The organism is Arsukibacterium sp. MJ3, from assembly GCF_000987765.1.
GTDB lineage: Bacteria > Pseudomonadota > Gammaproteobacteria > Enterobacterales > Alteromonadaceae > Alishewanella.
This window is the reverse complement of record NZ_LAHP01000027.1, coordinates 16,497-36,168: the sequence shown is the minus strand read 5'-3', so window position 1 is coordinate 36,168 and position 19,672 is coordinate 16,497. Positions and strand designations below refer to the sequence as shown.

The window sequence follows — 19,672 nt, the reverse complement described above, 5'->3', positions numbered from 1 at the left end:
AAGTCTGTTGGTATGACGTTGCTATCAATGTAACTGTATAAGAATAAAAAAATTCGATGTTATCCAAAACTCATAATTAGGTCTGCAATGTCGGATTTGTTGTCTAAAAAAAAGCAAAAATCGACCTATAGCGGTCATTTGCGTATTTCGCTTTGTCCGGCCAACATGATCTGATCTTCGTTTATCTTCTGTTTTTACCCCACTTCCTCACTCTGAACGCGGTGGCTGTCAGGGCAACGTGTTCTCACTGGGCATGGTGCCTAAAACACCGTGCTGAATGCACACTCAGTCTACAAAACTGAGGTTACTACACCACTTAAAAGAAACTAACATGGCTCAGTTTACAAAACTGCGACGCAATAGCATTGAAATGTTTTATTGACCAGCCCCCAGCTCGGTGCCAGTCTTTTTCTTAAGATAATCGGCAATCTGGAACAACGAATGCTGGCTATCATTCGCATCAGCCAGAAAGGGCAGCTGAATATCCGGCGTAACACCAGCAGGTTGGGTATTACCATTGGGGCGGATAATCAGCGCTTTAGGGTAGCCAACAATAAGGCCGGTGTGCAGTAAAGTAAAGGTTTCCATTGCAGCGTAAGTGGTGGCTAAATCAGCTGTGGGTTCACCAATCACGGTGGCAAACTGGTAATCTTGAGCAATAGCCGCCACCGATACCGCATTACTATACGAGTAACGGTCGATCAGGATAAAAACCTGAATATCCGTTGCTGATATATTACGCTCTTTACTGTGCGGCTGGCTGTAACTAAGCGGAAAGGACAGAACCTCGCCTTGTTTTTGCCCAGCGTAAAAATGCTCCAACTGCAAACTAATAGCATCGGCAGGCGCATTCTCTGGCATACGGGCTTTATTAGCGGCACGGGATAAATTAGATACCTTTATCCTAAAGTCCGAAGCAAAACGAAACGGTTTATTGGCAAACCAAGCCAGCATATGATCACTGAAGCTGTTAGTACCGCCGGGATTACCGCGCAAGTCGATCATAATGGCCGTTACGTCAGCCTTAAGCAGTGCCGTAAATGCTTCGTCGATAAAGCTATGAAACTCAGTGGTGTCCCAGATCTCGGCATCAGTAGCGGCATAAATATTATAAAAAGGGCCCGGCTGCAGGTAACCGACATTATCTGCAATAATTTTATATTGCCGCGGTTTAGCGCCTTCCCCACTATGCGCGGAAGAATGTTCAGCCTGTTCAGTATGGCTAAGGGTTTTTTGCTGCATTGAGTAGCTTTCGCCAGTAACCTGATGCTGCAATGTCATGCTGTAGCTGTCTTGCTCGCCATGATGTAACCACAGCAATGGGGTTAGCTGTGCCTCGGTTAAGCGATCTCGTAGCGTGCTATTGTCAGCAGCAACATAACGCTGCAGCGGCTGTAGAAACGCAGCAATGGCTGTGCCGTTGATGCTAAGCACCCGATCGCCCACCTGCACCTGCTCTGATGATCCGAAATAACTGGCTACCCTAACGTCAGCACCATTAATATTAAAAGAGAACGGCAGCGTTTTACCTCCTGCCTTCACAAAATCACGGTATTGTGCTGCCGGCAAATCGATGCGGGTATGGGCAATGTTTGCCAGCGCAACAAATTGCATAAAATGCTTTCTGGCTTGCAATTCTGTCATTGGGCTGTCAATTTTGACGAGGTATTGCTCAAAGCTCTGGTCGTACCGGGTTTTCGGATAATGAGCGAACAAGTCGTAACTGCCGCGCTGCAAGTCCTGATAAAGCTGCTGAAAATCCTGTTGCAGCATGGCCAATGAATAATGCTGGGTCGGTGCAGCCGCATGGGCCACATTCGCGCTGGTCAGTAGCACGGTGGACAAAATTAACAGTATCTGACGAAACATCGGGTAAACTCCGGTAAAGTAGGTTGTGCAGAATAGTAGTAACCGGTGCTGGAATTGTCCTGACAATCTTAAATGATTAATCGGACAAAAACATGACAGCTTGTAATGTACTGAATTAACTAAAAAATACTATTATGGATAAAGTGCTAATTGGTCAGTGGCAGGTGGATTTTAGCAGCGGCGTCTGTGCGCGGTTAAACCATACCGACTCTTCTGTGAAGGGCGAGACCCACCGCTTAGAACCCAAAACTTGCCAGCTGCTAAAATACCTGGCGCAGCATCCCGGCCAACTGGTAACAAAAGAGCAGGTAAGTGCTAAGGTATGGCCTGGCGCCTATGCCAGTGACGAGACCATAGCGCGAACCATCTCGCGGCTTCGCACTAGTCTGGGGGATGACCCTAAAAATCCGCAGTACATTGAAACCGTGCCTAAACGCGGTTATATGTTAGTCGCTGATGTCAGCAGTATTGCTCCTCCTTTGCCAACACGCCCTGCCAACATGCAGTCACAACTTTGGCGCAGGTACTGGCAAATAGCCACGTCGATATTACTCGTATCCCTGCTAAGTTATGGACTCCGGGTCAGTCTTTTTAACGACGAACCACCCGCCAAAAATTTATTAAGCCGCGCTGATGATTATTACCATCAGATACGGTTGGCTGATAATGAAATGGCTATTTCGTTGTATCAGCAACATATTACGTTACATCCTGATTCTGGCGCAGCCTATGCTGGCCTAGCAAACTCGCTGGTGCAAAAAGCGCTACGCTGGTCGGGCACACAGGATAACAAAGGCCTAACCCTTACCGGCAAAGTAGCCGCAGATGCATTAGCCGATGAAGCCAGCCAGCAACAACTATTGCGGGCTCGCACCCTGGCAGAAAAAGCGTTAGCTTTACAACCAGATAGTGCCACTACGTTAAAAGCGCTGGGTTTTGTATTATCGGCGCAAGGCGATTATAACGAGGCAATTGCCGTTTATCAGCAAGCACTGCAAGCTGATCCGCAAGCCTGGCAAGTGCAGCTTAATATCGGCGAGTTATATCAAGCCACCGGCAATATGCCACAGGCGCTGCTCGCATATGAAGCCGCATTTAATGCGATGTCTGAACGCTACCACCAACAAGAAGTACAAATACGGCCCTGGATAGCCGATATTGGCAGTATGCTTGGCGATCATTATCTAAACGCTACTGATTGGCAAACCGCAGAAAGCTGGTATCGCAGAGTCATTAGCTTTGCGCCGTTGCACGAGCAAGCTACGCTGGGTCTCGCCCGGGTATTGCACGCCACCGGCGATACCGCCGGCGCATTGCAATTATGCCAACAGCTCAATCAACGCCTGCAAAAGGACTATCAGTGTCAGGCGGTTATTTCCGGTTGAGGTCGTTACGACCAGCTAATATCAGCATATCTTTCGTCAGTAACTGGCAAAGCTTTGTTACCTTAATGGGCGGCGTATTCTGCAAACGCAAAGAGCAAACCATCAGGCCGCATTATGATATTGAGATAGACACCGAAACCGGCCAAATCAACACAGACTATTACGACGGCTTTATCACTACCAAGCTAAAAGGCATTTGTTACCTTGGCCAAGCCATAATTACCCGCCTGCACCAATGGCGGCTTGAATTCGACCGAAGCGCTTTTCGCTCTAACTTGGAGTTCTGTAAATAACTATACTAAAGATATTTTCTGTCCACTGACTTTTGAATACCTTGGAGTGAGCAAAACTCCAAATTTATTGAATCAATTAATTTAAATATATCGTTTTCAACAGATTGAAAATCATTTCTTGGAGCGCGCTCTATACGGACGCCAAAACTTGCCAGCGCAGTAATCATTTTTCCTTGATGATCTTTATAAGAGAATGACCCATTATGAGCGCTATCAGCTTTAGAATTTGATTCAGCAATCAATTTATTAATGCTTTCAACTTTTTTTTTGTACTCTTCCGAAACGGTAGTAGAACCAAGCCGTGACTTGCTAAAAATGAGGTTATACCATTGAAGAGCGTTAATTGATGATAATGACAGCTTACTATTCTTCTCTAGTTCAAAACTAAGATATTCCTGAAATACTTTATAATGTGCAATATGAGTTCCAAGTGCTGTTGAACTAACGCTATTTATGTAGCTTAAGAGAGCTACTATAATTGCTCCAATCGTAGAAAATGACACTAGAAAGCTCAAACTCCAGCTTGCCAACATTATTGCTTCTTCATGGAACATCAAAAAGCTATTGAGACAACCTGGCTTCAAACAAAAACCTACGCCTCTTACTTGATAAAGCGAAACAAAGAAAAAAACTAAAGTGAGAATAACGCCAGCAAAAAAAAACCACATAAAACAATTGGAAAAATAGTATAAAACTGGATGATGAGGCTTAAGCGCCTTTAAAAATTCCAATCTAAAAAAATCATAAATTTCTTTCAGCAGTCTCATACTAATCCTTGTATAAAGGTCTGATATCTTTCATTTTTAATCTAAGCTCTTTAGCTATGGACTTGAAAGTTCTATCTAAAATAGTAATTCTTTCATTAGCTCTGTAAAATCTTCGATGGTACCAAAAGTGTCCTTTTTTATTAGGAAAGTCACTCTCCAATCCAGAAACCATTTCTTTACAGCGTTCAATGTCTTTTTTAGATGGTAGAGGAAGTATTTTACGAAGTCGCTCTACCAAAGATTGATGTTGGTTGTGTCCTATCCTTTTAAGCTTATTTACACGCCCCATGCATCTATTAAAATCTTTCCGATATGCATGAGTGGTTATGTAATGCCTCTCTTTCGCTAACTGTTCGATATTTTTAACTGACGCTCTAATTTTTGAAACCTCTGATGAAGGTAATCTGGGTTCTTTAAAATTAACACGTAATCCATGAACTACTAACGGGACAGACGATTTATGAATTATCTGTGTTTTAGCATCATTCACGGGTAAATCTTTACTTTCAAGCATTTCAACGATAATGTTTTTAGCTAAAGTGAAATCATAACCGTCTTTAATAGAAGAAACGGTTATATCATCGACTAGCCTTGTATAACGTAAACCTTTGCGCTGTAGACGAATTACTACATTTGGTTCTACATCAAATAAACAGAGGCATGCGAGATAGCTTGAAGTTAAGGCTCCTTGCAGTAAGGCACCATTTAATGAGCAAATATCGGATATAACATTACAAACTTCATCGCTATAATCCAATAGGTGTCTAAAAATATAATAAACGTGATCAATATGAATATTGTCGAAAAAATCTGTAATATCTATTTTTAGAATTGATTGAGATAGACAATGCTGTCGAGCACAAGCTATATAATCCCGTTCGATAGGTTTAATAGGATCTTTAACATTAGGAACTGAACCAAATATATAATATGGCCATTCAACTACACCACGACCAGTGGGTTTAGGATTGAAAAGTCTCGTATTAATACGACGCTGAATCTTTCTAATTAACTTATGAGGATTGTGAACAATGCGAACTTTCCCGTTTGGTTTAGGCACTTCGCTTTTGGTGTAGCGTTCTGAAGATGTTAATTTTAAAGCATCATTTAACTCTTCTTTGGAAATATCAAGAGCTAAACATAGCTTTTCAATTGAAACGATTGGAGCTGACACTTTCTTAAATAGCACATCCGTTGCCATATTTATTTCCTACAATATAAGCCTGACCATCCCCCATACAACAGGGTTAAACTGTTCTAGTCGCTTCCATTGAAATTGCATAGATTAAAATCTAGAACAATAAAGTCAGGCTTACCGTCCTACGCTACTCCGTTCTTGAGTGGCGGAGGGTGCGCGTGGCTCCCTCTCATAAGCTCGATAAGAGCGTTCGAGTATCCGAACAATACCAATGCAATTTTTATTTCAAATTAGGCGAACAGACGATACGTCTGCATTAATCATTTTTAACACTAATATTTTTAATTGTCTACAAATTGGAAGTGGTGAGAATCAAATAATAAAATATTTCTGCTGTAAATACGCTATAAAAATTTTTTTAGCTATAAAAATTTTTATAGCCATAAAAAAAGGCCCTGCTTTTTAGCTAAGACCTTGATTTAATTGGTGCACCCGCCGCGATTACTCACCCCATCCATGGGGTTCGCCTGCCTCGCAGGCCAGCTAAAGCTGTTCAAAAACGTTCCTGACGTTTTTGTCGAACAACGCGTTCTCACTGGGCAAGGTGCCTAAAACACAAAAACCACCATAAGGTGGTTTTAATGTTTTGGTGCACCCGCCGCGTTCGAACGCGGGACCTCTGCCTCCGGAGGATGAAGGCTTGTTACCAAACCAAATCACCTTGAAACCCATATTTTACGCTATATTACATATAAATCAAGGCTTGCAGCAAGAAAACATCTTTTACCAATGGTGACCATAAACACCTATTAAAACCGTAAATTCGAGACAAAATTTTTAATTTGTGTCACATTAGGTATACCGTATTTTTGACACTTGCACTCAATTCTGTCATTTTGATGACGTAATGACTAAATCGAAAAAGAAAGAGAACAGCTCGCTAATAGATGTCCGCCTCAACGATATTCAGGGAATACATCCTGCCATTCAAAACGCAGTGGCGACAACAGCAGATCTGATTTATGCATCGGCTCCGGACGACTACTCGGAGCTTGCTATTCACTATTTATTGAATCTCCATCCTATTCATGTTGCCAAACTGGAAGGCCAACTGCATGTGATTGCAGGTTTCAGGAGTTATGAATTAGCATGTTTAAGACTTTACGAGGAAGCTCAGCTCACCTGCATCATGCATTCGGGTCTAGCATCAGAGGAACTCTCGGATATCGCGATTATTGATATTGCCGGCTCCCCTATCATGCATTCGCTTGGGCCAAAATATGTGCAGCAATTACAGACTTTAGCTCAGTCATTTAGTCACAGAGCATCACTTCTTTTCCCAAAACTGAAATCGATTAGGCGTATCCGTGGACAGAAAAAATCGTCTGATTAGCTCTTTAGCGCTGTTTAATATTACAGGTAAAGATGCTGAGGAGTTGGTCGACTTTCTCGACTTTATTGATGCACCTGATGACCTGATTTATCTGGGTGCTGTGCTCGAAAATATTACTGCAGCATTAGAATTACCCCTCATCAGAGACATCGCACCGCATACCAAATTGGTTCAGCAAGCAATTAAATACCGTTCATCAGCATATTTCTTGCTCGAAAAACTGCAGCTTCATCGGGACAAGATTAAGTTCTTCCGACCGATGGAAACTAATGTCAAAAAAGCCATGCAGGGCTATCTTTCCAAGCATCCGATTTATGTTTTGCTGTTTATGAACAGCGATAAAAATCAGCAGTTTTATAATGCTTTGCAACAGCTTTTGCTGTTTCTTCCTGCGTTAATCGAACTGCAAACAACCAAGAATCCTGATGTTTTTTTAAAAGAGTATGAAAAACTTCAGATGTGTGAAATTTTTCGAGAATTCAGTACAGAATCCCCTATAACAGATTGGTATGGCTACATCAGGGGTGAAAAGTACAATTCATTATCAAAAATAATAGGACTCCTCCAACAACTGTCTTTACGACTTGAGAGGTTAGCGTATAAGAATAAAGCAAGGCTATTGTCGCGGCTGAATACTCTTATCCAAATTTTTCAACTTGGTTTGGGAATAGAAAAGAAACGCCACAATGTGAAAAGTCGCCGGGGAGGCTCAACACCACATAAGTCTCCTGAAATTGATGGCTTTACCGCCCTGACGGGTGCGATGCTAGTTAAACTAACACTACCTGATATTCATGATGACGAAGATCTAATTTACGCACTTTGGGAAAGCCCATCCGAGCCGGTGGATTACGAAGCCATCTATTCTGGCGAGGAAGAGCAGGAGCAGGAAGTCGGGGACGTCTACATATTCCAAACATCGCAGCCATTAGAATCCTATGTGCAGGCATTCCATGGTAAACGGGTTTCCACTGCCATTCTCAACCGTATAACGCGCCAAAACAATTACCTGCCGTTGTCATTGCAAATGCTGTCGCCCCACGAACATCAATTGATATTGGATGCTATTATCAATGAACATGTCAGTATCAGCACAGATACCCTGATAAAACAGCTAATCCTGTTGACCATGCTTTATACCGCCTCGCCCTTTGAGCGTGCACGAGAAGTATTATTCGCTACCAGGTTTGATGATAACGACACCCCGGTCCAAATAGGCTACGAGTACAGCACCCATAGCTGGGTCATTCCAGCTCTTAACCTCAATTACAAAACCACGGGAGATTTTTCAGAAGCACAAAAGCCCGCCAATCTGCTTCGATTGCCGGCAACAAAACTCTGTAGATTTAAATTTGAGAAGCTCGCAAAATTAAAGCCTCCATCTCAAACACAAGAAAAACCATGTAATAAAATCAATATTTTGTCAGTTGATTTCAGCAAATATATAGCGGACATTGGCTCAGGTACTTTAACGAAAGGACGCATCAGCAATTACCTGCTCGTAACCGGTTGCGCGGTGTTCGGTCAGGCTACAGCCGCACTTTTATTTAATAGAGAGCCGCCGGGCAGCATGGCGCGAAGCTATTATACCTCGCTCCACACTTCGCTCCTACAGCAACGGTATAAGATATTGTTGGATGTTCTGGCTGCATCTGTAGAGAGAAAAGTCAGCACTGCATCGCATGCCGAATGTGACGGCTGGATTGGTGCTCGATATCGCCCGGAAATGGACCAAATTACTGCAGCGATTACGGCAATTAAATATGACCTATCACGCTTACAGACTACGTTAACCGAGCCGGGTAAGTGGATTGATTTTCATAATCTTTATGTAACCTATCAGGTATTTTGCCAATCATTGCTGACAGGTATGAGGCCCATTACCACACCACTGGTCCAGCGAGAACAACTGGTTGTCTCCGCAGGGGTGTTTATTCGCAAAGAAAAAGCGCGTGAAGATGAATTTAATACCCGCCACATTCCTCTATGCAAGACGGTACTGGAGTTGATTAGCGCCTACGAGCGCCACCTCATGATCATAAAAAGTCGGTTGCTACGCACAAATATCAAACCGGCGTCCTTACCAACACTGTTTTACATCGAGGCAAATGGCAAAACACAGCGCTTCCAGCCATTGCTCTACCAACGGGTGTTAAACCACTATATCAACCTGCCACCTAATCTTAATCGACGGCTATTGCGCAATTATCTGGAAGAGCAATCTGTATCACACGAGATCATCGATGTTGCACTGGGACATGCCAATATTGGTGAACAGTACTGGGGAGCTCATTCTACTTTGTCGATGCGGGATATCAGGACACAATTGGTTCCTCATATGACATTGTTTGCACGTCTGTTAGGTATTAAGACGATTGCAGGGCTATTCGCATGAACATCTTTGAGTTACACGAAGAAATCCAGCTGCGGCTGCAGCGTCTTAATGGCAAGAGCTCTGGTTACACTGAGGTTGTGATCCTAACACAGCAGCAATATAACGACCTTTTCTGGCAGTTGCTGAAAACTCAACAGAGCCAACGTTTTAAAGAAACAGGAATTAATCTGGTTGAACAGCTAAATTACTATATTGCCGCTCATCGTTCAGCTTATCCAGCATCGTTCTCTATAAGTGCTCCGGTTAAATTAAAGCGCCCTGCACCACCCGCAAAACAAAGCAGCCTAAGCGATATTCATATTATTGAAAGGCTAGATGACTTCTTTCATAGCAACCTTACGGAGAGCCAGAATCAGTATCGATCTTATCTAGGCAGGCTACTCTACAGCGCGATGCGCTATGGTGGACTGCTACGAAAAGATTACCTGAACAGCCTCAAAACATTACTACTCAGCGGCCAACCTCAGTCTTACAAAAAGCTGCTCTGGTTTGAACTACAAGGTGCTGCCGGTGAAACACATATCTGGCAACCTGATAACATGACGGTTCAATTGATTAATCACTGGTATTCCGAACAGGAGCATGAGCAGAAATCTTCTGAGCTGGATACGCTAAAATGCCTTCAGACCTACTTGCAAGGTGCCAAGCTTAACCTAAAAACCAAATTACGGTTTAGCTGGCTGGTCCAGGCGATCAACAGCAGACTCAGCCTAGAAATCTCACCGTTTTCATTGTCGCTCCTGACAGGGGCACAACCCAACCTTACGCTTAAACCACAGGTATTTTACCGGCTAATAAGTAAGAAATCGCCAGCACTGGATCTAGTTAAAACATCCGTAATACCCGATGAAGGCAACAAGATATTGAATATTACCCCCATTGGTTATGCGTCCCATACTCGACAGTACGATCAGCAACAAACACTGGCATGCTTGAAAGAGATTAAAGCTCTTTTACGTCAACTGAAACGTGATCCAGCTAAACCAAACCAGTCCCGACAGCAAATGCACTCAAACGTGGCTAAAGAGATTCAAACAAAACTAAAAGAGAACACCTATTTACCCCGAGCTTTGCATTATCTGCTGCATTGGGCCAGTGTACGTCTGACATCACAAAGCCGCTGGTCAGGTAAGTTGTCTCCCAGCACCATAGCCAGCTATCTGGATACCATTGCCAACCCCTTGATGTTGGCATTTGCTGAGCGTAATCCGATCGACATCGAGCCCGATGAATTATCAGAGCTTTATATACAACTTATAGATGAAGGAACCAGCTTAATTTCTCAAACTAAACGGGCCCGGATTTTAAGGGACTTTCACATCTATCTGGAGGTGACATATCAGGTGTCACCCTGTCATCTGTTTCAACAATACATTGCCAAAAGCCAGCGACTTGAAGCACTAACGGTTGACGCCAATATTTTAATGCCTTGGGAATATCGTCACGCCTGTGACTTTTTACTTAACAGTACAGAGCAGCAGTCAGGACTCAGTTATTTACAGACCAGAGCACTAATATTACTTTTAATATTAGGTTTTCGCTGTGGTCTGCGACGGCGCGAAGTGTACTTTTTGCGCCTGCAGGATATTGAAATTCCGACAGATGCAAAATCGGATAGGCTCTCTGATTACGCAACACTTTATATCACGCCGCATGAGCAGCGGTCTCTTAAGACAACTTCAGCGGAGCGGCGCATTCCTTTCGGGTTACTATTGAATGATGCAGAAAAGGTTATTTTTTTCGAATACCTCAAAGCAAGACAAAAATTCGGTACCGAGCATTCACCTTACTTGTTTTATTTTGGTGATCAGCCGCCATTAGGCACCTCTGGTCGGCCGTTAGTACTAGAAGGATTACTATTTGAACCACTGACAATATTGTTAAAACGCATTACCGGAGATGATAGTTTCCGTTTCCATCATCTGCGTCATTCATTTGCCACCTGGATGCTATGGAACTGGCAGGAAAAACCATCTAATGAGTACCCGCCGCCAATCGACATACTAAAAAGCGCCTCTGAATTTGTACATCTGAAAAAAGCCAAGTCGGTACTTTTACACCTTACTGAAAGGCAACCCACCAGGAAAGTGCTTCACACCATTAGTGCCATGATCGGTCATGCCGGGCCGGGCATGACATTATTTCACTACATCCATAGTGCGAGCTGGCTTATCTGGATGGAATTAAATAACAGTACCCCTAATATAAGCCGTGAAGCTGAAGCTGCACTTGCAGGTGTGGATGTGCGCACAGCAACCCGTGCTCGTATCGAAACGACAAACCCTGTTCCGGCTTACCTGGGCATGGCAGGCTACGCTGCACGTAAACTGTTAAAACAGTGTGCCCCAATACAGCTAGAACACTGGCAAAAAACAACTGCTCGCCTTCCGGGCTCCCTGGATCTATCCGTTAACCATCAAGTGCTGGAGCTGGATATTTATCGTGCTTTGATTCGATTTATTAACCATGGCATACCCAAAGAGATATGTGCAGAAGAAGCCAACATTGAGCTCAGTCGTCTAATACAGGCTTGTGATAACGCGGCATATTTTTTCAGTCAACAGTTTAATGAAGCATCGCAATTCGAACACAAAAAACGCTCCCGCAATCACAAACGCTTTATCTACAAAGACAGCGCCAGAGTGAATATCTCTGCTATCGCAGAGCTGCCTGCTCCACCTGCTAGCGCAAAAAGCCTTAATATCGCCCTTCGCATGGCTAAAGAGTTTAATCAATTGACAAAGCAAGAGCAGGGCGAAATTTTTTGGGCCGCCCGCTACGCGATAACCTCCTGCTCGGTTATCTGGCCACATTTTCGGTTTTATGAAGTAACGACATTGCATCGTTTTATCAATGCGATACATGTGTTCAAAAAAGCCTTTGCTGTCACCCAAAGAATGCGCTTCACGCTGGTTTCACGAGCACCACTTAATTCTGAACAGCGCGAATTGCAGTGGCAAAGCTGGTCACTGGCTAACTGGCAAACTCCGTTCAGGGATAACCGTACTAATAAAGAATATGCTCCAGAAGGGTATCTCGCGATTGATTTTGTCGCGAACAAAGGCTCAGACGTCTCGCGTCAGCGAAAAAGGTTAGCGCGAGGGAAGAGTCAATTTCAACATCGCCGCAGACCTAGCGAATATGGTGTCAGATTTGGGTTATATTTGCTGTTTATGGTGTCAATCTAAGCTGGAAGGACCAAGCGTACAAACCGCCTAGTCATCAATCAATATGGAAAACGTGTCTTTAGTGAGATCAAAACGCAAAGTACATCGGCATGAGCCTGTCTTATCTGCAGCAATTCAAATGGATTAGACTCAACACTATCTAACAATTTCCATTAAAGAGCATGATAAAATCTGACGGTCAGTGCAGTGCCAAATATAGTTTAATTTTGTTCTGACCCTAAAACTAAAATCAAAAAAATTTTCACAATGCTCAAAAGGTATATTCATCACGGCAATGCTTCAGCTCTATTTTAGAGCGATTTTACGACAACTTGGGCCGCGCGATTCAAAATGCCGACACAGATTATTCAACATGCCTGAAAAACATACACTGAATAAGTAACCAGTATGGCGTGAATTTAGAAACTGCTTAAAATGAGCTCAAAGGATGGCATGCTGCAAAGAAAATAACGTAATGTCGTACGACATGAATTTTTGTTAATGTCGGTTTGTAGTGGCAGACTAAATTATACGCTCACAAGGATTCCGAAGTGCTTTATAGAATCGAAGGTCACAATGGTGTATTTGAGAAAATAGATCCGGTTGAATTCAAGGATTTCTCTAGCTTTGGGAAATTAGAAAAAGACCTAGAAAACCTCATCGCACAAAATATATTAGATGTTTTGTTTGAGGACGCTAAATTAATGCCGATATTTCAAGAGCGGCAATGGCAGTCAGAAGCTGATATATATGCACTTAACGAGACGGGCGAGTTAGTCATTTTCGAGCTTAAAAGAGCCTCAGCAGGAGACGGTGCAGTCCAGCAAGCCTTGCGGTATGCGCAAGACTCCGGTCAATGGACTTACCAAAAAATTGAAAGAAAATATCAAGAATACAGCGACTCAAAAATATCTCTAGTAGACGCCCACAGGGAAGCCTTTAGCTTAGAACACAAATTAGAACCTAAAGAAATCAACAAAAAGCAGCATCTAGTAATAATAGGCAGCGCTGCAGATGACTCGTTAATTTCAGCAGTTGATTACTGGAAGAAAAGTGGGGTTTCCATTGAGTTTCTTCCTTACAGAGTTTATGAGCTAGGCGGCGAAAAATATTTCGAGTTTTTTGCTCCGCCTTACGATAGGCATAAAAATCCTAGTGACGTTAAAGGGGTTTTGTTTGATACCAACCGTAGCTGGGACGAAGAGTCCATTTGGTCCATGATGGAGAATGGTCGCCTTGAGGCATACGGCGAAGCAAAACGTTTCGTTACTCATGTCCATATTGGCGATATTGTTTTTTTCTCACACAAAGGCTATGGAATAATTGCTGCAGCGAAAGTCAAAGGTGAAGTTAAAGCCCCAGACGAATACACACTTTATCGAGATGTTGAATTCCTTACTCCACGATTAAGCAGAGGGATGCCACTTAAAGCAATGCCGTTTGCAAAGGTTGCCGAGTTCACCGAAAAGAGTTTTTATTGGGCAAGAACAATTAAAGTGCCATATCTTAATAAGTCCGAAGCATTAGACCTCATTGGCGAGTTAAAAAATTACCTATGAGTGTATAGCAGTTGTTCAAACCGTTTGGTTAAGGGACGCGCTAAAACCCGCCAACTAACCAAACGTTAGATACAAAGTGGCTATTCTGTTCAAAGAGGGAGATCGCCATGTCAATAGATTCAGGACGAATTGTATGCACTGGTTGCGATTATAAAACGCTTGAGATGTATCGGCCTATACTGATTCGATATCAAACCAAGAATGGTAAAACTATCGAGACTGGGCGTGCCAAAGGATGGTGTTTCGGTTGTGCAAGCTATTCCGACATCGAACAAATAGACCAAGTCGAGTTACGCGAGGAGTTAGTTTCAAAAAAGCGCGAACGGCTTAAAACACACTATCGTCAGAATAAGTTGAGTAGTGGTCTTCTATCAATTTTTCGATACCGTCCAGAGAAACGACAGTTGAAGTCTAAGCTTATGAGGCTGGACAATGAGATAGATAATCTTGGCGAATGGCTAAAAATTTTGGAGAACCGGAAATCGAAAGCAAGATGCCTAAAGTGCTGGTCTGACAGAACTGCCCCGTTAACGTTTAACACTGAGAGCAACATAGTGTGTAACTTCCGGCACGAATGTGGCGGACATTTGCAAATCATTAACGATCACTCAGGGCCTAGATTTATCTTCAGAGTTTCAACTTATGTACTTAGTGAAGAGGGTGAATTCCTTGGGCGAGAATGACTGACCTAACAGGGTTAATTAAGCCGACGTAAAAGCGTAGCAACTGATTAGCAGCGTAAAATTCCGCTTTTCGATCTTGGCTGCCTTTCACCAGTTATGACCGGTCAGTGCCAAAACCGAACATTTAGCCCGGTTTGATTCGGCCTAGAATTGCCCAGTAGCCAGCCATTTAAATGCACGAGCCATGTTAATCCTTCTTTTAAATATAAAGTAAATTTAGTGCGTGATGGGCTTTTCAAGTTATTGATTTTCGGTAAACTCATGGGTATGAATTTGCGTAGGCTTTCGGATGTTACTGAGAAGTCTACATAATAACTGTTAGCGCTAAAAAGGAGTTATCACAGTGAAGTGGGCATTTATTGATTACGAAAACATCGGCAATTTAGAAAAAATAGACCTTTCGGCTTATCAGAAAATCATTGTATTCCTTGGCGCTAAACAACCCAAAATAGATTTTGGTGAGAAAAAATACGATATACCACTGGAAATAGTCATTGTTCAGCTTAAGGCAACGCAGTCAAATAACCTGGATTTTCATTTATCTTATTATCTCGGACGTTACGATAGCGCTGCCGGTAAAGACCTTACTTTCGACATAATCTCAAATGACAATGGTTTTACTCCACTGATTGCTCACATAAAAGCTAATGGCCGTACCTGCAAGCATATCAAACTTGCTAATGTGGAAAATATCAGTGCAAAATTGCTACAAAGTTTGACATCAAAGCCCAAAGATAAGCGGCCTAAAAAAGTAGCATCGCTACGCAACCATATTGCCTCACACATGCGAATCAAAGGCAATGAACTTGCTATACAAGGTTATTTAAATCAGCTTGTTAGTGATAATGTCATTTCGGTTTCGGGTGATAGCGTTGAGTACCGCCGCTAACAAAAAAATTTTATCGCCAGCAAAAATCGCTGGCTGCGACGTCAACCTGCTGCGCGACTTTACGCGCTAAATTTGGGCGTTACTTCCGCTTTTCGCTCATAACTGCCTGTCAGATTAAATCTAAACTTTTAGAAGAATGTGTCAGATCAGATATGAGTCACTACAATTCAGAAAAGAGAGAAGCAAAGCTAATCGAACGCCTGCCCCGCCATTTATCAAAATTAGACGCTCGATACGCCTCTTAAAGGAAGACCTGGATAAATGGCTTGATGAGTCACCTAAAGAAAACAGACGCTCACTGCTCTTTCCGAGCTTAATTTCAGCACACGTTGCAAACTGCACTGCCGAGCGTTGTTTTAAAGCAGACTTATTACTTCTTCAAACTCACCACTCCGCCAGTGACCGAGTGATTTTTTGCCATCAGGAGTGATACGTTGGAGATAATCAGGGTATTGAAGGCTCTTACCGTAAAGCACTTGCCCCTGACCTAGCAACTCACGGCTTAATTTCCCAGATTGACAGTCTCGCTCAACTTCTTGAGCCAACGCCAGAACATCAAGTTGTTTGGTCACAATATAGTCCCGCCATTGTTCGAATTAAGTTGTAAACAGGCGACAGCTATATCAATCCCATGCTTGGCGGCAAATGTCTGTAGTTTGTTGTCGTAAAACTTCATGTCACGTTTGTAGCGGCAGAAGAATCTTATGGCTGTATTGTCTTCATCATAGATAGCCCGAACATCGTTTTCCCCTGCGTCAATCGAGAAAGTGCCATCATCTAGCTGATGAGCAGCCTGCCCTCCGATGAAGCACTCTTGGGCAAAAACTGTTAGCAGACTTTCAACCTGATCTAGCTTCACAATTTGAAATGCTGTCTGGCAATAAGGCATAGTCGTTGGCTCTTGATTTGCTTTCTTTTGATTATAGTCAAAACTGGTATTTGTGTAATATGGACTTCCCAATCAATTACATTGTCTCAGCTATCGATTTTAGCTGCGGGCTGCTACAATCTGGCAGAAAGTTGTCAAACAGGATAGTACTACAATACACGCAAGGTTATGCGAGCAAAGTCATATTGCCCGCATAACCTCACTATTTATTACTGGGTTTTAAATCCAACCTTGCGAAAAAGCATTCAACTCCCTCTTTAACATATCCCGTAGCGTTGGCAAGCATACGTAGTGTGAGTGATCCAGCAGGTTTTTTCGAACCCAAACTCGCAGCGCTTCCTTATTTGTGAATTCCATTCCACTACCAAATAACGAAATAATACCGGTTCCCTCTGGAGCGATTTTAAAAACTGATAACAGTACGTCAGTGTGGTTACGAACTAACCGATTTAAGTCACGCTCAGCGTGGAGCTGCTGCATGACCGGTAAATTATTAACATCCATCATGCGCCCTCCTGCTTTAAGTGCTTCAGTAAGAGGTTTTCGAATGCACTACCATCTTGTCTGGTTAGGTTAGGCACAAAGCGGCTATATACCCGAAACAACATTTCTGTCGTGGTATGGCCCATTTGCCGGGCAATCCATTCCGGGTTTTCACCCGCCCCCAGCCAGAGCGTGGCAGCAGTATGTCGAGTCTGATATGGAACCCGCTCGCGAAGTCCGCAGGCTTTTAACGTCGGATACCATACCCGTTGGGTAATATTGCGGTGGTTATATGGCGTACCGTTGCGGGTCGCAAATACAAATTCACCTTTCCCTGTTGCCTCAAATTGACGCTCTAGTGACTCACGCACCGGTTGCGACATAATAATTTCACGCTGAGAGCCGTCATTTTTAGTGTACTCCGCCCTGCCCCCAACCCAGGTTTCACGGACCAAAATGATGCCCCGGTCGAAATCAACAAAGCGCCATTTTAGTCCATCGATTTCGCCGGTACGCATGCCGCTAAAAAACCGCACAATGTAGTAATCAACAAACGCTGCTGGGGCATGCAACAGGAAACGTTCCACTTCATCGAGCGTGAATGGATCAACATCACTCTTTTTCATTTTCAGTGGTTTTAAACGTACCGGCGCAGTAAACTGATACCGGTCGGCTGCTTCACAAAGAATCATCTGGATAACTTTCAGATGACGGTTAATATAACCTGCTGAAATCTGCTCTCCATTATCGCGACGAACTTTGCCGAGTGTGGCGCGAAACTGGATAAGATCAGCTTTTGTGATGTGGTCGACCTCCATTACCCCAAAATATGGGATCAGGCGGTTCTGAACTATCAACCGCATTGTTTTGTTGTAAGACACCCTCCAACTAACCTGCATTTCGTCAAGCCAGATCTGGGCGAACTCCTCCAATGTTGGCAGCCTGCTAGCACGGTTACCGGCTAGCAAACGTTGCTGCTGTTTTTCAAAGCGCACAACCATTTTACTGTTGGGGAAATAACTGCTGTACACAAAGATGCCAAGCAAAATTTCCGCTTCAATTTTCGACAACAGCTTTGCCAACGTTTTGCGGTTTGCTGCGGTGTCTGGCAAAGCTGTCTGCTCGCGGCAGCGTGTGCCCATATACCGGAAATCAATTTGCAGATTTCCTGACCCTCTTATCCTAATACTACCCATGAGCCATACCTCCGTTTGCCATTGGAATAATTACCTGTGTTTGCGGTTTTGCGATGTCTTTTTGGATGGCTTCCCAGATGTACAAAATCTTACGACCACCAAAAGGACGTATGTAGTGGACGCCTTCATGCAACACCCGATCTTTGAGTGTTTCGCGAATTGTCCTCGGGTCATACTTAATGAGCGAAGAAAGCTCTTCAGTAGTTAAGTAGGTATTACTCATCTTACGTACTCCTTATTGAACCAATGTAGCGTATACTCATCATTATGAACATATAAATGTCATTGCCAAGCATCTTTAGTAGCTTTTATTCATCATATGATGAGTAATAGGCTTTTTTGATGTACACTAAGCTCTCTCTAAGGGGGGAGATCATGATTAGATTTAGACTGAAAGAACTCATAGCTGATAAGGAGTTCAATGATGGTAAGCGCATCACTTACGAGGACATTTCAAAGGCCACTGGCGTTCACCGTACAACGCTGTCAAAAATTGCTAATCAGAAAGGCTACAATACGACGACTGATGTTTTAGATAAGTTATGTATTTATTTTGGCGTAGACTTAGACAAGGTTGCGTCTCATACACCTGATGAAAATGTATGATTTAAACAAGCGGGCTGCGGTACTGTACTCGATACTCTGTACCGCTAAACTAAACAGTATCAACCCAAATGACTATCTAATAGCTGTACTCAAACGTAGCGGCAATCATCCCATCAACCTCATCAATGAACTGTTACCCTGGAACATTGACTTATCCACCCAGCCAGGTAACGCGATTTAAGACTTTAAGTGTCCACTAAAAATTAAGTGGACACTTAAATTAGAGCGCCAACCTGTGATCGCTGCGTACGACTTTCCGATGCTGCTAAAAATACTCAGGGCTTAAAATCTTTTAAATAAACGACATTGCCGCCGGGTTGAAGCAGATCAGTGCACTTTTCATCCTGGGTGCTTGGCTGCCCTGCCCCATCCAATGTATGGCAATACTCGAGTAATTTTTCAGCCGGTATAAACCTGGCCTTTTTCTGTACCCGCTTAGGCTGGGTATTAAGGTAAACGGCTAACTCCAGTGCCAGTTCAGGTGATAACTCCGCCCGCCGTTTGTCAGCTAGCGTCTGGGTTAACCATAGGCCAGCGTCACCAATATGGCCATTAACACTAAGGTCGGTATTTTTAACCCACTCAGTTTCGAAACTAACATCACTCAGGTTGCTTAGCAGAAACGCTATGTCACTGCGAGGCATATCACTATGAAGTTGCAGTGTCTCCGCTAATACATACTGCCATTCCATTTGCAGGCGTTTGGTTAGCTGGTCAGGTGTCATCAGTAAATCAACCGGTATAAACACGGTAAAGCGGCTATTGGCCTCAGTAGCGATTATGGTTTTATGCCAACTGCCATAGCTGTTTTCAATAATATGCAGCTGCCAGCTCATTTGCTCTGCGGTGCTGGTAATACTATTGACGCCCACCTGCTTGCCAGGCTCTGCCGGTAAACGGGGTAAATCAGTTTTAAGCCACTTGGTTAGGGCGTTGGTAGTACAAAATTGGTATTTCATA

At 43.3% G+C, this 19,672-nt stretch carries 17 protein-coding genes and 1 pseudogene; 9 read left to right on the top strand and 9 right to left on the bottom strand.

What is annotated here, in order from left to right; genetic code table 11:
- Nucleotides 1-375: 375 nt before the first annotated feature.
- Entirely contained in the window at nt 376-1,869 is a 1,494-nt protein-coding gene (locus tag VT06_RS15410; protein ID WP_046555219.1) for a S41 family peptidase, read from the bottom strand.
- A gap of 134 nt (nt 1,870-2,003) precedes the next feature.
- Between VT06_RS15410 and VT06_RS15405 the strand changes: the two genes are divergently transcribed.
- On the top strand, nt 2,004-3,254 hold the full coding sequence (locus VT06_RS15405; RefSeq protein WP_046555218.1) for a winged helix-turn-helix domain-containing protein: 1,251 nt from the start codon (nt 2,004-2,006) through the stop codon (nt 3,252-3,254).
- The gene (locus VT06_RS15400) at nt 3,230-3,547 is read left to right on the top strand and encodes a hypothetical protein (protein WP_235357451.1); all 318 of its coding nucleotides are present in this window, start codon (nt 3,230-3,232) and stop codon (nt 3,545-3,547) included. Before VT06_RS15405 ends, VT06_RS15400 begins: the two co-directional genes overlap by 25 nt.
- Nucleotides 3,548-3,552: 5 nt before the next feature.
- On the opposite strand, the gene VT06_RS17635 is transcribed toward VT06_RS15400, so the two are convergent.
- Both VT06_RS17635 and VT06_RS15390 read right to left on the bottom strand, forming a co-directional pair.
- The gene (locus tag VT06_RS17635) at nt 3,553-4,314 is read right to left on the bottom strand and encodes a retron Ec48 family effector membrane protein (protein WP_052750309.1); all 762 of its coding nucleotides are present in this window, start codon (nt 4,312-4,314) and stop codon (nt 3,553-3,555) included.
- Nucleotide 4,315: 1 nt separating this feature from the next.
- The gene (locus tag VT06_RS15390; protein ID WP_046555216.1) at nt 4,316-5,515 is read right to left on the bottom strand and encodes a reverse transcriptase family protein; all 1,200 of its coding nucleotides are present in this window, start codon (nt 5,513-5,515) and stop codon (nt 4,316-4,318) included.
- Between the two features lie 844 nt (nt 5,516-6,359).
- Here VT06_RS15390 and VT06_RS15385 point away from each other — a divergent pair.
- The 5 genes from VT06_RS15385 (at nt 6,360) to VT06_RS15360 (ending at nt 15,538) form a co-directional block, all read left to right on the top strand.
- Nucleotides 6,360-6,845 (top strand): hypothetical protein, encoded by a 486-nt coding sequence (locus VT06_RS15385; RefSeq protein WP_046555215.1) that lies wholly within the window; start codon nt 6,360-6,362, stop codon nt 6,843-6,845.
- Nucleotides 6,820-9,240 (top strand): hypothetical protein, encoded by a 2,421-nt coding sequence (locus VT06_RS15380; protein ID WP_046555214.1) that lies wholly within the window; start codon nt 6,820-6,822, stop codon nt 9,238-9,240. Before VT06_RS15385 ends, VT06_RS15380 begins: the two co-directional genes overlap by 26 nt.
- Nucleotides 9,237-12,428, top strand: a complete 3,192-nt coding sequence (locus tag VT06_RS15375; RefSeq protein WP_046555213.1) for a site-specific integrase — start codon at nt 9,237-9,239, stop codon at nt 12,426-12,428. The genes VT06_RS15380 and VT06_RS15375 overlap by 4 nt, the downstream gene beginning before the upstream one ends.
- 530 nt (nt 12,429-12,958) lie before the next feature.
- Nucleotides 12,959-13,966, top strand: coding sequence for a hypothetical protein (locus VT06_RS15370; protein WP_046555212.1), 1,008 nt, complete (start codon nt 12,959-12,961; stop codon nt 13,964-13,966).
- 1,026 nt (nt 13,967-14,992) lie between these two features.
- Nucleotides 14,993-15,538 (top strand): PIN domain-containing protein, encoded by a 546-nt coding sequence (locus VT06_RS15360; RefSeq protein ID WP_046555210.1) that lies wholly within the window; start codon nt 14,993-14,995, stop codon nt 15,536-15,538.
- Between the two features lie 356 nt (nt 15,539-15,894).
- On the opposite strand, the gene VT06_RS15355 is transcribed toward VT06_RS15360, so the two are convergent.
- The 5 genes from VT06_RS15355 to VT06_RS15335 form a co-directional block, all read right to left on the bottom strand.
- Nucleotides 15,895-16,110 (bottom strand): hypothetical protein, encoded by a 216-nt coding sequence (locus tag VT06_RS15355; RefSeq protein WP_046555209.1) that lies wholly within the window; start codon nt 16,108-16,110, stop codon nt 15,895-15,897.
- Entirely contained in the window at nt 16,107-16,499 is a 393-nt protein-coding gene (locus VT06_RS15350; RefSeq protein ID WP_152659042.1) for a hypothetical protein, read from the bottom strand. Before VT06_RS15350 ends, VT06_RS15355 begins: the two co-directional genes overlap by 4 nt.
- Before the next feature lie 147 nt (nt 16,500-16,646).
- Complete coding sequence (locus VT06_RS15345; protein WP_046555207.1) at nt 16,647-16,934, bottom strand: hypothetical protein; 288 nt, start codon at nt 16,932-16,934, stop codon at nt 16,647-16,649.
- Nucleotides 16,931-18,106: a site-specific integrase gene (locus tag VT06_RS15340; RefSeq protein WP_046555206.1), complete on the bottom strand. Its 1,176-nt coding sequence runs from the start codon at nt 18,104-18,106 to the stop codon at nt 16,931-16,933. The genes VT06_RS15345 and VT06_RS15340 overlap by 4 nt, the downstream gene beginning before the upstream one ends.
- The gene (locus VT06_RS15335; protein ID WP_046555205.1) at nt 18,099-18,329 is read right to left on the bottom strand and encodes a hypothetical protein; all 231 of its coding nucleotides are present in this window, start codon (nt 18,327-18,329) and stop codon (nt 18,099-18,101) included. The genes VT06_RS15340 and VT06_RS15335 overlap by 8 nt, the downstream gene beginning before the upstream one ends.
- A gap of 152 nt (nt 18,330-18,481) precedes the next feature.
- Here VT06_RS15335 and VT06_RS15330 point away from each other — a divergent pair, with 152 nt between their 5' ends.
- Complete coding sequence (locus tag VT06_RS15330) at nt 18,482-18,712, top strand: helix-turn-helix transcriptional regulator (protein WP_046555226.1); 231 nt, start codon at nt 18,482-18,484, stop codon at nt 18,710-18,712.
- Between the two features lie 7 nt (nt 18,713-18,719).
- A pseudogene (locus VT06_RS17895) lies at nt 18,720-18,893 on the top strand (transposase domain-containing protein); the annotation flags it as partial.
- A 94-nt stretch (nt 18,894-18,987) separates the two neighbouring features.
- On the opposite strand, the gene VT06_RS15325 reads toward VT06_RS17895, so the two are convergent.
- Entirely contained in the window at nt 18,988-19,671 is a 684-nt protein-coding gene (locus VT06_RS15325) for a hypothetical protein (RefSeq protein WP_046555204.1), read from the bottom strand.
- Nucleotide 19,672: the final 1 nt, after the last annotated feature.